The 14134-nt window shown below is 47.2% G+C and carries 9 protein-coding genes; 5 read left to right on the top strand and 4 right to left on the bottom strand.

Annotated elements, in window-relative coordinates:
- Positions 1–6 precede the first annotated feature (6 nt).
- Positions 7–717: a mechanosensitive ion channel family protein gene (locus V2I46_08205; GenBank protein MEE4177477.1), complete on the bottom strand. Its 711-nt coding sequence runs from the start codon at positions 715–717 to the stop codon at positions 7–9.
- Positions 714–5861, bottom strand: a complete 5148-nt coding sequence (locus V2I46_08210) for a hypothetical protein (GenBank protein MEE4177478.1) — start codon at positions 5859–5861, stop codon at positions 714–716. The genes V2I46_08205 and V2I46_08210 overlap by 4 nt, the downstream gene beginning before the upstream one ends.
- A gap of 208 nt (positions 5862–6069) precedes the next feature.
- On the opposite strand from V2I46_08210, the gene V2I46_08215 reads away from it, so the two are divergent.
- Both V2I46_08215 and V2I46_08220 read left to right on the top strand, forming a co-directional pair.
- Positions 6070–7302 carry a cation:proton antiporter gene (locus tag V2I46_08215; protein ID MEE4177479.1) on the top strand — a complete coding sequence of 411 codons (1233 nt, stop codon included), beginning with the start codon at positions 6070–6072 and terminating at the stop codon, positions 7300–7302.
- A gap of 154 nt (positions 7303–7456) precedes the next feature.
- The gene (locus V2I46_08220) at positions 7457–9115 is read left to right on the top strand and encodes a mechanosensitive ion channel family protein (protein MEE4177480.1); all 1659 of its coding nucleotides are present in this window, start codon (positions 7457–7459) and stop codon (positions 9113–9115) included.
- 356 nt (positions 9116–9471) lie between these two features.
- Here V2I46_08220 and V2I46_08225 read toward each other — a convergent pair whose 3' ends face one another.
- Together V2I46_08225 and V2I46_08230 are read right to left on the bottom strand one after the other, a co-directional pair.
- Positions 9472–10263 (bottom strand): family 1 encapsulin nanocompartment shell protein, encoded by a 792-nt coding sequence (locus tag V2I46_08225; GenBank protein MEE4177481.1) that lies wholly within the window; start codon positions 10261–10263, stop codon positions 9472–9474.
- A gap of 14 nt (positions 10264–10277) precedes the next feature.
- Positions 10278–10649 (bottom strand): ferritin-like domain-containing protein, encoded by a 372-nt coding sequence (locus V2I46_08230; GenBank protein ID MEE4177482.1) that lies wholly within the window; start codon positions 10647–10649, stop codon positions 10278–10280.
- Positions 10650–11138: 489 nt separating this feature from the next.
- Between V2I46_08230 and V2I46_08235 the strand changes: the two genes are divergently transcribed.
- Genes V2I46_08235 through V2I46_08245 form a run of 3 tightly spaced genes read left to right on the top strand, consistent with a single transcriptional unit; the run spans position 11139 to position 14097 of the window.
- Positions 11139–11894 (top strand): glycosyltransferase family 2 protein, encoded by a 756-nt coding sequence (locus V2I46_08235; protein MEE4177483.1) that lies wholly within the window; start codon positions 11139–11141, stop codon positions 11892–11894.
- Positions 11878–13539, top strand: coding sequence for a hypothetical protein (locus V2I46_08240; GenBank protein ID MEE4177484.1), 1662 nt, complete (start codon positions 11878–11880; stop codon positions 13537–13539). Before V2I46_08235 ends, V2I46_08240 begins: the two co-directional genes overlap by 17 nt.
- Before the next feature lie 15 nt (positions 13540–13554).
- On the top strand, positions 13555–14097 hold the full coding sequence (locus V2I46_08245; GenBank protein ID MEE4177485.1) for a nitroreductase family protein: 543 nt from the start codon (positions 13555–13557) through the stop codon (positions 14095–14097).
- Positions 14098–14134: the final 37 nt, after the last annotated feature.

The raw sequence follows: 14134 nt of genomic DNA on the forward strand, positions 1-14134 counted from the left end.
TCTTCCCTATTCCTCTTTTTTTTCAAGAAATGCCTTGAGCTTCTGCTCAATCAGAAGGGCATGTTCTTCATTGATTGCCGAAAATTTTATTTCAAGGCAAGGCTGATTGTTGGCGTCTTTAACAAGGTTTATCAGGGGCTCATTTTCCAGAATGATCCAGGGCATGTTAAAAAGCTCCTGTTTCACTTCTTCCGTCAAACCCGGTCTATCCTGCCCCTGCTTCAGGCAAAGCTTCAGCATCTGGCTATGGCCATGGCCTTTCTCAGGTGGGCTGGAAATAATGGCGTCACCAAGCTTCGAAAAGGGAACACGCACCTTCTCCCCTTTTTCGGTTTCAAGATGTAGGGTTCGGTAACCTACCCTGAACACTTTGCCCGAAACCATCGGTGACTTAATAATTTGCCCCTTTTTAAACTCACTTTCAGTTTTAAGTAAAATACCACTGAGAAAATCCCTGAGGACATACCAGCCCATGGCCAGTACCAGCACCAGGGCCATTGCGCTTTCCACCACGCCTCGATAAGGCAATCCAGAAAAAACAATACGAGCGGCCCAAAATGCAAAGGCAAGCCATACCACAAATTCCACGAGGGGCAAAGAACGGAGCAAAAGGCTCCGCCAACGACTCTCTCCTGGAATGAGCAGGGCCAGGCGATTAATCAGCTGCAGGGCAAAAAACAGCGCAAAACCCAGAATTACAATATACAGCAGATTCATAACAGGTTTTTCTTTTTTAATTGTTCCACCAGGTAAATATCAAGGGCCGGATTAATGGCATATACCCCTTCAAATTTCTCAATAATCAATGCGGCGCGAAGCAGATCATTCACCTGATCTTTAACGATTGACTCAGAAATCTGCAGGCTCAAGGCAAGGCTGCTCACTGAAAAACGCCGATGCATGATAAACTGCAAGATATAAAACAACTGCTCCTGGGTAAGCATTTCAAAAACACTATCCGGAGGCACCTGGATAGGTTCCATATAAATGGTTCTTGCCGTAATCTTTTTGATGGAACTCAGCCAAAGAGAAATCTGCAGCCCCGGATTACCAAATGACTGGTCAAAATAACGGTTAAACATCCTGGCATAATCCCAGGCAGTCATTTTACTCTCTTCTTTCTTGTTATACACAAACTTTAGCCCGCCAGCATGGTGCCTGAGCAGGATAATGTCCTGAAGTTCACGGGCATCGAAGGGCTTACATACCACCGCAGCCAGTGAATAGTTCAATATTCCCGTTGACTTATCAACGATCTTGAGCGAATGCTCATTGATATTTATAATAAACAAGAATTTTCTTCCATACAAGTCAATGATCTCCTTGATCCATTCAATCACCTGCAACCCCCCCGGTTTTCTTTCCCACCAAAGCTCAAGATCGTGTATGATAAAGACTTTCCCTGCCGGCAGGGCGCTCATTACATCCACAAGCTTATCGGGCTGCACATGTAAGGTTTGGGCAATAGCTTCCTTGAAGGCTCCCAGATCAGCCTCGCAGGATTTCGGAGCCCGGATACTGTGGATATGCTCCTGGGCAAAATGTTTTCTGGCCAGGTATTTTGAAAGACTTGACTTGCCAGAACTGCGCTCGCCGGTAATAACCAATATTCCGGGAATCCCCACCTTGAAGCGTGCAATGGCTTGGGTACCCTCGGCAATCTGCTCATTCATGCCTACCCAGAAGTCATCGCTGGTGCCTGACAAACCCGAGAAAAGCGTGGCATAATAATAGGGTAGCTCCTTCATAATTTGAGCACGCGGGGTAACAGCCTCAACAAATGAGAGCAAGTCGCGGTTAGCCAGTTTTCCTGTCTGGCTTTTCTCAAAACGATTAGCCCAGACTATCCCTTCGCTTTTGCTATAGAGGAGGTTCACCAGGTTTTTCTGACCGAATTCCCTGAACTGTTCTGCCTGATGGTTGACCCACCTTGAGAATCGGCCATTCCCCTTCTCACGCATTTTCTTCTTCAGATCTATATTGGTCTGGTTGATCACAGCAGATGACAAAGGCTCAAAAGATTGACGCAGACCTTCCTCAAAAGTCTTGAAAAACCCACTCAGGAATGTCCTGACCTTGTTTTCTTCCTCTTTAAGTCTGCTTGAAAAGTCCTTTAGCAGTTTTGCCGTTTCATCAGGGTAACTTTCTTTTTCTTCCCCTTCCGTCTGCTCAACGTCCATTTGCAAACTGAAATTAATCAGGCGCAGCAGATCCTTGATCCGGTTAACGCTTAACTGAAACTGGTATTCCGTATCCTGACCCTGCCCCTTAACCTTGTCAATTAGCAGGCTGCTAAGATAAAACCCGGATAACTTCCTGACTTTTACCACCACGGGATCAGGTTCGGGTAAAGCCCCTTTTTCAATTGCATCGGTAAAATTCTGCCCACTGATTTCAATTTCTTCCGGCATCTCCCCCAGAAGCTCCTTGACTTCCTCGAAGAATCCGGCATATAACTTAAGCACTTGGGGCGTATTCAAGAGACTGTGATCCAATTGTTTTTCAACGGGTTCTCCTTTTTCGCTTGCTTCAAGAGCCTGAAGCAAATCAGCCTGGTAGGCTTTCAGCGGCCTGAGCATATTGGTTTCGATAAGCTGGCTGAAGTCCAGGTTATACTTCCTGATCTTCGAGTGGATGCGGCTGCGCAATGAAAGGAACATGAAGTCGAGGACACCCTTATTGATGAACAGGTTCATGCTTTTCTCCCAAAGGGCTGGCAATTCCAGGAAAGTGACCTCCTGCTCCTGTTTTTTTTCAATCAGGGCCTTGAGGAATTTCTTCATGCGCGGATTCGTGCCAGCATTGTCCAGGTAATTGCTGAACTGCTGAAGGTCGTCAAGCAGACTATCAAACAATTTGTTGCCTGCTTCAATACGGAAAGCGCGGGCTTCCGACTCCAGCAAAGACAGCTGGGCTTTTATTCTGTCCTTCTCAAGGTTAAGCTTTTCAAGGGCTTTGTCCTTGTCGCCAGCTTCAATCCGGGTCATTTCAATGACCTCGTGCAGGCTGGTAAAGATCTTACGCAGTGCAACAACGTCGCCAAATGCATCAATGGCATAATCATTCATCAGCTCGCCAGCTACTTCCATTCGCCGCAGGTAAAGAAAATAACGGGCCACTTCCGATACCCTGATTTTTTTCGTGATTTGCTTTCCCCTTAGCTTGACCCGGAAACGCTGGAATGATTTATACGTACTGGTCCAAAACTTGTCGCGGCTTACGGTCTCAAAATCTTCCTTTTTTAATTGGATGCGCAGATACTCTGGCAGCGACTCCAGCATTAGTTTACTGTCTCTTACGTATACCTTATTGGCCGTTTCAAGGTGCTGTTCCTGGGTATGGACAATGATGCCTTTCAAAAAATCGATGCGTTTCCTGGCCTGGAAAGAGAAATCGTTCAGGATACGCAGAAATGCCTTGGGCTGTGCAGTGGGTTCAACAGTCTTGATTACCTTTCTCAACTGTTCAATTATTTTCCCCACATAGTTGCCCAAATCAGAATAAAAGGAAAATACATCGCCTGAAACCGCTTCATAAGCTTCTGAGTAATATCGCGAGGTCATGTCCTCAAGGGTCTCTCCTAAGTTGAAAACTTCTTTGGCCACAATATGCCTTGAAGGAGAAGTCAGTTTGGCCAATACATTAGGAGTGTGTTTTTCCATGGTTTCAGGATCTTTCTCCTTAATGGTTCTGCCAGGACTAAGGTTAATCTCATCAAAAAAGGTGGAGGCCCGAACCAAAAGGCAGGTTTTTAGGTCTTTCACCAAATCATTGGTTTTTTCATTGATTGAGACTCCTTTCTTGCTGGGTTCGGGCAATTCCAGGATTGTGAGGTCGGTGGCAGTAGATTCGGACAGGATGATTTCATTTTCAGGCAGTTGTTCAACCCCGTTATTGATCACTTTTACCGAGGCCTGCAAGCGGCTCTGATCCAGCAACTGCTGAACCAGGTGGTAAAGGCTTTCAGTCTTCGAACTGTCCTGGTTGATTACCAGAATACGAAGACTAGCGTTCATCCATTCCTTGCTGGAAGTAATGAACCGAAGTAATGTAAGAGCCAGCGAAAGGTTACGCCCGCTTCCGGTCCACCAGAAATCAATTTGTTTATAATTCCCAAAGCCTGCATCAGAATTATAATTCAGAAATACCGTGTTGTAATCCTGTTTTTTGAAGTTTTCCAGCAGTTGCGCAAATTTTTGGGGGTCCCGGGTTTTCCGGCCCCAGCCCATGAATATGGTGTTGGGCTCAAAACCTGAAAAACCATATACCCTGGAAATCAAATCGATCCCTTCATAAAAATCCCGGCAATGATGACGACGGGTAAAAACCCCTTCCTTGCGTAAAACCGGGGCGTTAAAGGTATTTTTATCATGCTCACGGAAAATAGCATCCGAATTAGGGTCTTCCACCAGCTCAAAGTTGGTAAAGATGCCCAGTTTACCCACAAGCGATTTCCCCATTTCGATCAGGTGGGGCCGGCTTAGTTCGCCACCGCTGAACAGGATCACATTGGGCCTCCAGTTGCGCGACTCGCGGCTGCTCGCCGTGAGTTTCTCCAGCCCGGTTTTCACCACCGAGGTCCATACACTGTTCCAGGTGTCTCCCGTCTGAAGGGTCAACTCTTTGCGCTTCAGAAAAAGGAAAAGGGCCATGAGAACTACTGAGGCTACCAACAGGGCGATAATATCCAGCTGAATCATCACCACAATACATGCCAGGGCGCCAATGATACTAACAAAACGGGGAATTTTGAATGAAGGTCTAAAATCACTGCTGGCCCAGCTTTCAACTGCATAGGTAATGTTCAGGAAACCATACGTGATGATAAAGAAAATGGTAACCACGCGGGCTATCACATTTAATTCCCCGATCAGGATCCCTGCCTGAGCAATTACGTATGTAATCATCAGGGCATTCCGCGGCTCATTCGACGGACCATAACCTTTGCCTAAGAAACGGGGAATAATGCGATCGATAGCCACTGCCTGAAGGATCCTTGGTGCCCCGAGAATGCTCCCCAAAGCAGAAGAAAGCGTGGCGCCAAGGATACCTGCAATGACCAGTTGCGGAATCCAGGAAATGTTAAACAAGACATTGGGATCATTGACCAGCAAGTCGCGTTCAACGGTATGGGAAAAGAAAAACGCCAAACCAATATATACTACCAAACCCACCAAAATAGCAGAAATGGTACCTAATGGGATATCCTTTCGGGCATTTTTCAGGTCACCTGACATGGAAACCCCTGCCTCAAATCCGGTCACCGCAGGAAAATAAATGGCGAACAAGGCGATCCAGGGAAGGGCACCTCTCATACCCTGAAAAAGGGGTTCTGCGGGAACAAAATCATGACGTCCAAAAAATACAGACACCAAAGAAAGCACCATGGCAGTCATTATCAGGTACTGGGTCTTGATCGCCAGTGAAGTACTGATAAAGGTAACTAAGGCCACTAAAAACAAAATGATCGACCCGGCAATACGAATGGTGAAAAGGCTAACTTCAAACCCAAAATAGGAAAGAAATGTCTCAGCAAAACCAATCAAATAAAGGCTTACGCTAAAGGAAAGTCCCACAAAAAGGGCCAAACCCAATGTCCCCCCAATAGAAAGGCCGAGGCTGCGCGAAATAATGTAATAACTCCCCCCTGTTTCCACTTGTTTATCGGTGGCCACCGAGGCTACGCTCAATCCTGTACTTAAGGAAATGATATGAGCCACCAGGATAATCCCCAGGGTCGCCCAAAGACCCGCCTGTCCAATGATCCAGGGCAAACGTAAATACATGATTACACCCAGAATAGTCAATATGGAAGGGGTAAATACCCCGCCAAATGCACCGAACTTCTTTGCTTTTACCACTTTGGTTTTATTATTGGTTTCTTCTATTCAAAGATAAAATAAATTAAACGGTTTATATTTCCATTCGTCCTTTTAATTGTCAGTTTAAACCTTTGGGGCTTAAAAACAATGGAGATAAATTTATTAATTTTGTTTGACTTGAATGAAAAACAGAATCAGGCAAAAGAAGAACAATCAGGAAAAACCTTAGACTGAAAAAAATCACCCTATGGACATTCAAACCACATTAATCATTGTTTTTGTCGGGGTGTTGGTTTTTCTTGCCCATCTTTTTGCCGAATTTTTTCGCAGCCAGAAAATTCCTGATGTCCTTTTGCTGATCATTATCGGATTGGTGCTGGGGCCCTTTACCGGACTTGTTGACCCACAGTTTTTTGGAGGCATCGGGAGTGTCTTTACCAATATCACCCTGGTGGTTATCCTCTTTGAAGGAGGCACCAACCTGCGGTTCGATGTCTTGAGAAATGTCATCAAAGGTACAGCCAGCCTCACCACCGTTAACTTTATTATCAGCAGCATACTGGTTGGGCTGGTTTCACTGGTCGTATTCGATTTTGATCCTGCCATGTCGTTTATGCTGGGCGCCTTTATTGGCGGAACAGCCTCGTCCATCGTAATCCCCATGGTGGCACAATTAAAGATTAACCAGGAATCCAAAACCATCCTCATCCTTGAATCTGCTGTCGGCAATGTCCTTAGCCTGGTCGTGGGTCTTACCTTTTTTGAGGCCCTAAAGTTGGGCCAGGTGAATTTTGGATTGATGCTCGGAAGCATTATGGCAGGTTTTCTGTTCTCCAGTGTCATTGGCGTGGTGGGCGGCATCGTCTGGTCTTTCCTGATCGACCATATGCGCAACCTGCAAAACTCCATATTCACCACCCCGGCTTTTGTGTTCATCATCTATGGCATTGCCGAATTGCTTGGCTTCAGCGGAGCCATTGCTGCCCTAATGTTTGGTATCACCCTGGCAAATACCGATATGGTGCCACAACCCGTGGTGCAACGTTATACAAGCATTATTCCAAAGTCGCTGAACGAAATTGAGCGCGTGTTTTTTGCTGAGGTGGTTTTTTTACTCAAAACTTTTTTCTTTGTTTACATTGGGGTTTCCATCATGCTCACCGATTTCTTCTCCATTGCCGTAGGGACCATCCTGACCCTCCTGCTTTTCGCTTTCCGCATCCCTATTGTGAAAATGTCGGTAAAACCTTCTATCCCACTCGATGACCGGGTCGTTATGTCGATGATGGTACCCAAAGGGCTTGCTTCGGCGGTGCTGGCTTCCCTACCAGCCCAGGCCGGAATGCCCGGAGGCGAATTGATTCAGAACATCACCTATTCGACCGTCCTGATCAGCATTGTCCTCAATTCAACCCTCATCATGCTCAACAACCGATTCCCCATGATCGGAAAATCCTATGGCTACCTGTTAAAACCTTAAACGGGTCATTCTTGGATTTTTAGTTAAAAGCGACGGAAAAAATGATTGCGTGGGATAGTCAGTAAGCCCGGGTGGTTTTGCCCTTTGCCCATCTTTCTGTACTTTTGTAATCATTCATCCGAACCCAGCGTTTCGTTTCGATAAATCCAATGGCATGCGTTTTAAAAACTCCTTTCCCGCGTTTGGTCTCATTCTGTTTTTTCTTGGGTTAATTTTTTTTCCTTTTCTTGATGGATTTGGGCAGGAGCCTTCTCTGCCTGAGGCAAACCAGGAAGCCAGCGTCAATCTGAGTAGTCCTTACCACAGCATTCGCACCCACCTCGATTTCCTGGAAGCCGAAAATTATTATCCCGACTCTGCTGCCCGGGCTTTTATGTATCCCGGCGTGAAACCAGAGCAGGCCCGCGAAGCTGCCATCAAGCTGAAGCAGATCCTCGACGGGCGCGGTTACCTCATCGACCCCGAGCAAATTCCCCAAAACACGCACTATACCGATACAGTCACAGGGAACATGGTATTTGCTCCTCTTACCCAGTTTCCCGACATTTACCTGATCAAAAGGGAAGGGAAATGGACCTACAGCCTCCATAGCATCAAAGAAATCGAAAAATTACACAACGAGGTATTTCCCTTTGGCATCGACCGCTTCCTCGAAGTGCTGCCCCACTCAGGCACCAGGCAATTTATCGGTTTGTATTTCTGGCAGTACCTGGGCATCCTGATCATTATTCTCCTGAGTTTTCTGCTGCATAAACTGCTGACCTGGGTGTTCAGCAGGCTGCTCTATCGCGGTGCCTCCCAGCTGGGATACGACCGCCTGGTAAGGCCCTATCTGCTGCCCGTGGCCAAACCCCTGAGCCTGTTTATGGTGTTTGTGTTCATTGGTATCGTATTCCCGGTATTGCAGCTTCCCGTGGAGGTCTCAAAATATTTCATTTTCGCTTTCAAAGCCATCCTGCCTTTCTTTGCCACTTTTGTGGTATACCGATTGGTGGATGTGTTTTCGCTTTACCTTGAAAGGCTTTCAGGAAAAAGCGACTCTAACCTTGAAAACCACGTGGTTCCTCTTATCAGGAAGGTACTCAGGGTGTTTGTGATCATTATAGGCGGGCTCGTCATCTTGCAGAGCATCGGCGTGAACATCACCGCCTTGCTGGCAGGGATATCCATCGGGGGCCTGGCCCTGGCCCTGGCCGCCCAGGACACCCTCAAAAACCTGTTCGGCTCATTTATGATCTTTCTCGACAAGCCCTTCTCTGTAGGACACTGGATCACCAGCGGCGACATCGACGGTACGGTAGAGGAAGTGGGGTTTCGTTCCACCCGCGTGCGAACCTTCCGCAACTCGCTGACCTATGTCCCCAACGGCAAATTGGCCGATGCCACCATCGACAATCACGGCCTGCGACAGTACCGCCGTTTTTATATGCACATTGCCATAACCTACGATACCCCACCCGACCTGATCGAAGTATTTGTTGAAGGACTGCGCAAAATCGTGGATCGCAGCCCCAAAACCCGTAAAGACTTTTACATCATCGAGTTCAACGAAATGGGCGACTTCGCCCTGAAGATCATGTTTTACATCTTCTTTACGGTGCCCACCTGGCCCGAAGAACTAAAGGCCCGTCACGAAATCCTCATTGAAATCGTCCGGCTGGCCGAAAAATTGGGCATCCGCTTTGCATTCCCCACCCAAACCCTGCACATGGAAAACTTCCCTGAAAAACGTTCGCAAACCCCACAGTACGACATGGATATGAACGAATTCAGGAAGGTAATGGAAGACTATTTCAAAGAAAGTCAGCCATAAGCTTTCAATCATTCACTGTCAGCAAAAATTCCTGAAACGCCCCTGTCAATGATATGAAAACCGGGATTATTATACCCTTATTGAAGGGTTTTCTCCCCTTTTAAAGTCATATCTGGCCCATAGTTAATACGGAGTTAATACGGAGTTTATACGGTTTAAACCGTATAAACTCCGTATTAACTCCGACTCAGATAATAAGCTGGTAAGCGGCATAAAAGCCCCATATTGGACTTTATGATCTGAAAATCAATAAAATAAGAAGAAATGGCTATTGCATAAAAAGAAGCATAAAAAGAGAGGCCGTCGGCAGATCAGTTTCTGCGACGGCCTCTTAGGCTTAGCCGATTGAAAGCGCTTTACTTGATCACAATGATGGCTGCGGAATCGATCACCTGGAAGGTAAACGATTCGGTAAAGTAAAGCTGAACGGATTTATTGTTATGCGACTCGTAACCAATGGAGAGGTCTTGTCCGATCACCATTTTGAAATCGCCTCCTCTTTCAGATACCAAATAGGCATCCTTAATGAAAGGGGCCAGGATGATGGAACCGCCCAGCAGATTTTCGATCTGTTTGCGCAGGGGGTAGCCGCGCATAAAGCTGTTCACCATTTGCCATTTTTCGCTGTTGAGCACCAGGGTATAGGGGCCTTCGATGGCATTGGCGTTGAATTTTGCCAGGGCCTGGGTAATGACACCCATAATTTCCTCAGCAGTTTCGGGGAAAGTCAATGCATCGTAATCTGAGCTGTTTTTAAGCCCCGTGATGTTGCCGGGCTTAAAACCATCGTAAATGGCTTTTTCCTCAAATTGTGCAATCTTACGGGCGGCTTCTTCCATGGGGCCAAGGTCAATGTCTTCGGCACCGCGCGCCACATTGTCCAGTTCCCAAACGTTCAACTCAAAGGGAATGCGAGCCTCTACCAGGGGAAGAACCTGGTGAATGCCATATTTGACAGCATCCTTTTGGTTGGCAGGTACCTGGATGCGGCCGGTGGAAAGGGCGGCAAAATCCAGGCCTTTGGGGCCTTCAACATCTACAAATTTGCGGGCAGAGAGCGCTGCCGTGAGCACTTCTTTCGCGGTATCATTAATTTCGTCCCAAGCTTTTTGCGAAATGGGCGCCAGTGATTTTCTTAAAATATCCATTGTTTTCCTCCTTTTTATTTTTTGATTTTTCCTAATCCTAATGAATCGTCGTCAGCTTTGGGGGCATCGTCATGGTCGTGGTCATCGTGCTCGTGGTCATCGCCATGCGCGCCCATGATATCCCCTTCCTTGAACAACCAGTTGCGCAACTCCTCATCCCAGCCGGGCATATTGCGCCGCAGCCATTCGAGGGTCATGCAGGCATGTTCAATTTCTTCATCGCGGTTGTGGGCCATAATATCGGCCAAGTCCTTATCGTTGGTAGTGACCACACGCTGATGGTACCAGTCAACGGCTTCAATTTCTTCTTTCAGGCTGTTTAATGCACGCGAAAAATTACGCGCTTCCTGAGTTAACTCTTCGGTGGGTTCGTGATAGTTCGACATATTAAATCTGATTTTGGTGAATATTTTGAATGAAAATAATTTTTACACAAGGTCTTTGGCCTTCAGGAAATAACCAAAAAATGCAATAAATACAAATTTAATCTTTTCAGGAGTTATCAAAAAATCTGTAACCGTTTTTTGCCTGAGAATGAATTTTGCGAATATTATTGCAAGCATGCTATATGATAAACAACAATATGCCCTTTTTGTTGAAATTTATCCTGATTATTTCACTATGTAGTGCCTTTAAAATTTTCTATTATAGCAGTTTTTTGACCCGATAAATACAGACAAATGTTCTGATGCTTTTTAAAAATTGGTGCTTCTTCAAATGCCTTTTCAATTATCATGAGCGATGGGTTGGAAATTCTGAAAAACCTTTCAAAAGGAAAACATACCACTATTCAAAAAGCAAACCAGATTTTCCAGGCCTTAGCATGGCCGCCCCATCCGAATTCTTTATACTTTTATGGTCAAAAAAAAGGGCCAATGATCAATGGCAAAAAGGTTGTGGTGGTGCTTCCGGCCTATAATGCAGGGAAGACGCTGGAGGCGACCTACAATGAGATAGATTTTTCGGTAGTGGATGAGGTGATCCTGGTGGATGACCTGAGCAAGGATGATACGCTGGAAGTGGCGCGGCGGCTGGGCATCCGCCATATTGTTGAGCACGCGCGCAACAAGGGCTACGGGGGTAACCAGAAATCCTGCTATAACAAAGCCCTGCAGATCGGGGGGGATATTGTGATCATGCTTCATCCCGATTATCAGTATACGCCAAAGCTGATTCCTGCCATGGCCCACCTGATCGCCTCGGGTCTTTATCACGTGGTCCTTGGTTCGCGAATTCTGGGCAAAGGAGCCCTGGCAGGGGGCATGCCCATGATCAAGTATTTAGCCAACCGGGGGCTGACCTTTATTCAGAACCTCCTGATGAATGCCAAATTATCGGAGTACCATACGGGTTACAGGGCTTTCTCGCGCGAGGTGCTGGAAAGGGTTAATTTCATGGCCAATTCCGATAATTTCGTTTTCGACAACCAGATGCTTGCCCAGATCTGGTATGCGGGCTACGAAATTGCCGAGATCACCTGCCCGACCAAATATTTTGACGATGCCTCAAGTATCAATTTGAAGAACAGTTCCATATACGGGCTAGGGGTGTTGAAAACCTCGCTGCAATACCGCCTTCAGAAATGGGGCTGGATGAAATTCAAAATATTTGACCATGAAGCGGTTCATTGAAAAACTTCCCGCGGCACGGGTGGCCCTGCTGTTGATCTTTCCCCTGCTGTACATTGTGTTTGCAGCCTATTTTCGTCACCTGCTCGGCAACCTTTCCCTGCGCTCAAGCGATCCTGAGTATATTTATTTTATGAGCGGGCTCACCCTATCGGAGGGAACCCTGAAGCTGGCCCACGTAGATAATCCCGGAACCCCCCTGCAGCTTCTCGTAGCCCTGGTGTTTCGCCTGACCTGGCTGGTAAGGGGCCTGCCAAAACCTTATGTGGAGGATGTTTTCCTGCATCCCGACCTCTACCTTTCCGTGACCAGCCTTTTCATTGCTGCCCTTACTGCCGGACTGCTCTGGTATGCCGGAAAGAAAACCCTCCAGTATACAAACTCTGTTTTTTATGCCTTGCTGGTTCAAACGGCCCCCTTCCTGCCAGTCATCTGGTATGACCTGATTGGCAGGGTAGCCCCTGAACTGATGATGCCATTTCCGCTGGTGTTGCTGACGGTGCTGTTGATCAAGGTGCAGTACCAGGAAAAACCGGTTGACAATACCCAGCTTTTTCTGTTTGCCCTGCTTTCAGCCTTCGGGCTTTCCATCAAGCTCACCTTTCTGCCGGTATGGATCATTCCTTTCCTGTTCATCGAAGGATGGAAAAGAAAACTGTGTTATGTCGGCCTGTCGCTTTTGCTGTTTTTCATCATCGCTTTTCCGGTGACTCTGCGCCTGAATGTCTTCTGGGGATGGATCAAGGCTTTGTTTATGCACAGCGGTCAGTATGGCGGGGGCGAATCAAACATTATCGACCTGGCTTCGCTGAGGGGAAACCTGAGGGAACTGATCGGACTGGAGAAACGTTTCTTTTACCTCTTCCTGGTGCTGACCGCCTCCCTTGCAGCTTTCCTGGCCTGGTTCAGGAAGCAAGCCGACCGGCGCATCCTCATCCTGGGGCTGGCAGTAGTTTTGTCCGTCGGTCTGCAGGTCCTGATGGTAGGGAAACACTATGCCCACCGCTATTTCATCCCGGTATTGCTGCTTTCCCCCCTGATGGCCATTATCATTGCAGAACTCGTTAAAAAAAGCTTTCCCCGCAAGGGAGCCATCCTGTTCATCAACCTGGCCATACTTTTCCTGTTTGCGATCAACATCAGGCACCACGCCCAATGGCTGCCCATCAAAACCCAGGCCATGGAGAGCGACATTGAGATTCGCATACCCACCTGGCATTTTGCCCAATTGCTTGAGAACGACAGCTACCGCATCATCACCTCGCAAAACTATGGCTCGCCTTTTATTGAATACACCCTGACTTACAGCCACGTCTGGGGAACCGGTAAAAAACGTGCGGAATACGCCCCAATACTCGATAAACTTTATCCCAACACCTATAATTACTTCACTTGGGACAACACCCTGAAATATTGGGTTAAGCCTTTTGACGCAAGGGAAATCATCGATTCGGGAAAACCTGTCTATCTTTACCTGGAACGAGATGAGCAGGAGCTTTACGATAAGACCCTTGCCAAGCTGCAGGAGGAAAGCACCACGGCATTTAGTGCCAGCAAAGAATTGCTGTTTCACAACCCTGCAACGGGGGAAGTGATTTACAAGCTGTTGCTCAGCTTCCGCGAAAGCGAAGAATTGCCAAAAGAATAAAGTAAAATAAAAACTATGAATTTTGACCAACTGGTAATCGAGCGGGAGAGCACTCGTCGCTATGCTGACCGCCCCGTGGAAGCTGAAAAGATCGAAGCCATCCTTGAGGCATGCCGGCTGGCGCCTTCAGCCTGCAACAGCCAGCCCTGGAAGTTTGTGATGGTCACCGATCGGGCACTAAGCCTTGAGGTAGCCAAGGCCACCTTCAGCCCGATGCTTCAGTTCAATCGTTTCGCGGTACTGGCCCCGGTGATGGCAGTATTGGTGATGGAACCGGCAAAAATGCTTTCAAAAATTGGCAGCACCGTGAAAGACAAGGACCTGTCAATGATCGACACTGGCATCGTGGCCTCTCACTTTTGCCTGCAAGCGGCCGAACTGGGCCTGGGAACCTGTATGCTGGGCTGGTTCGACGAGAAAAAGGTGCGCAAGCTGCTGAACATTCCCAGGACAAAACGAATCCCCCTGATCATTACCCTGGGCTACCCGGTTGACGAGAAAAAGCGCCGGAAGATCAGAAAAAGACCGGACGAAATGGCCTCTTTCAACCAATATTGAAGTAATTTTAACCATTGAAATCAAGTTTATAAACCAA

This window comes from Bacteroides sp., assembly GCA_036351255.1.
Lineage (GTDB): Bacteria > Bacteroidota > Bacteroidia > Bacteroidales > UBA7960 > UBA7960.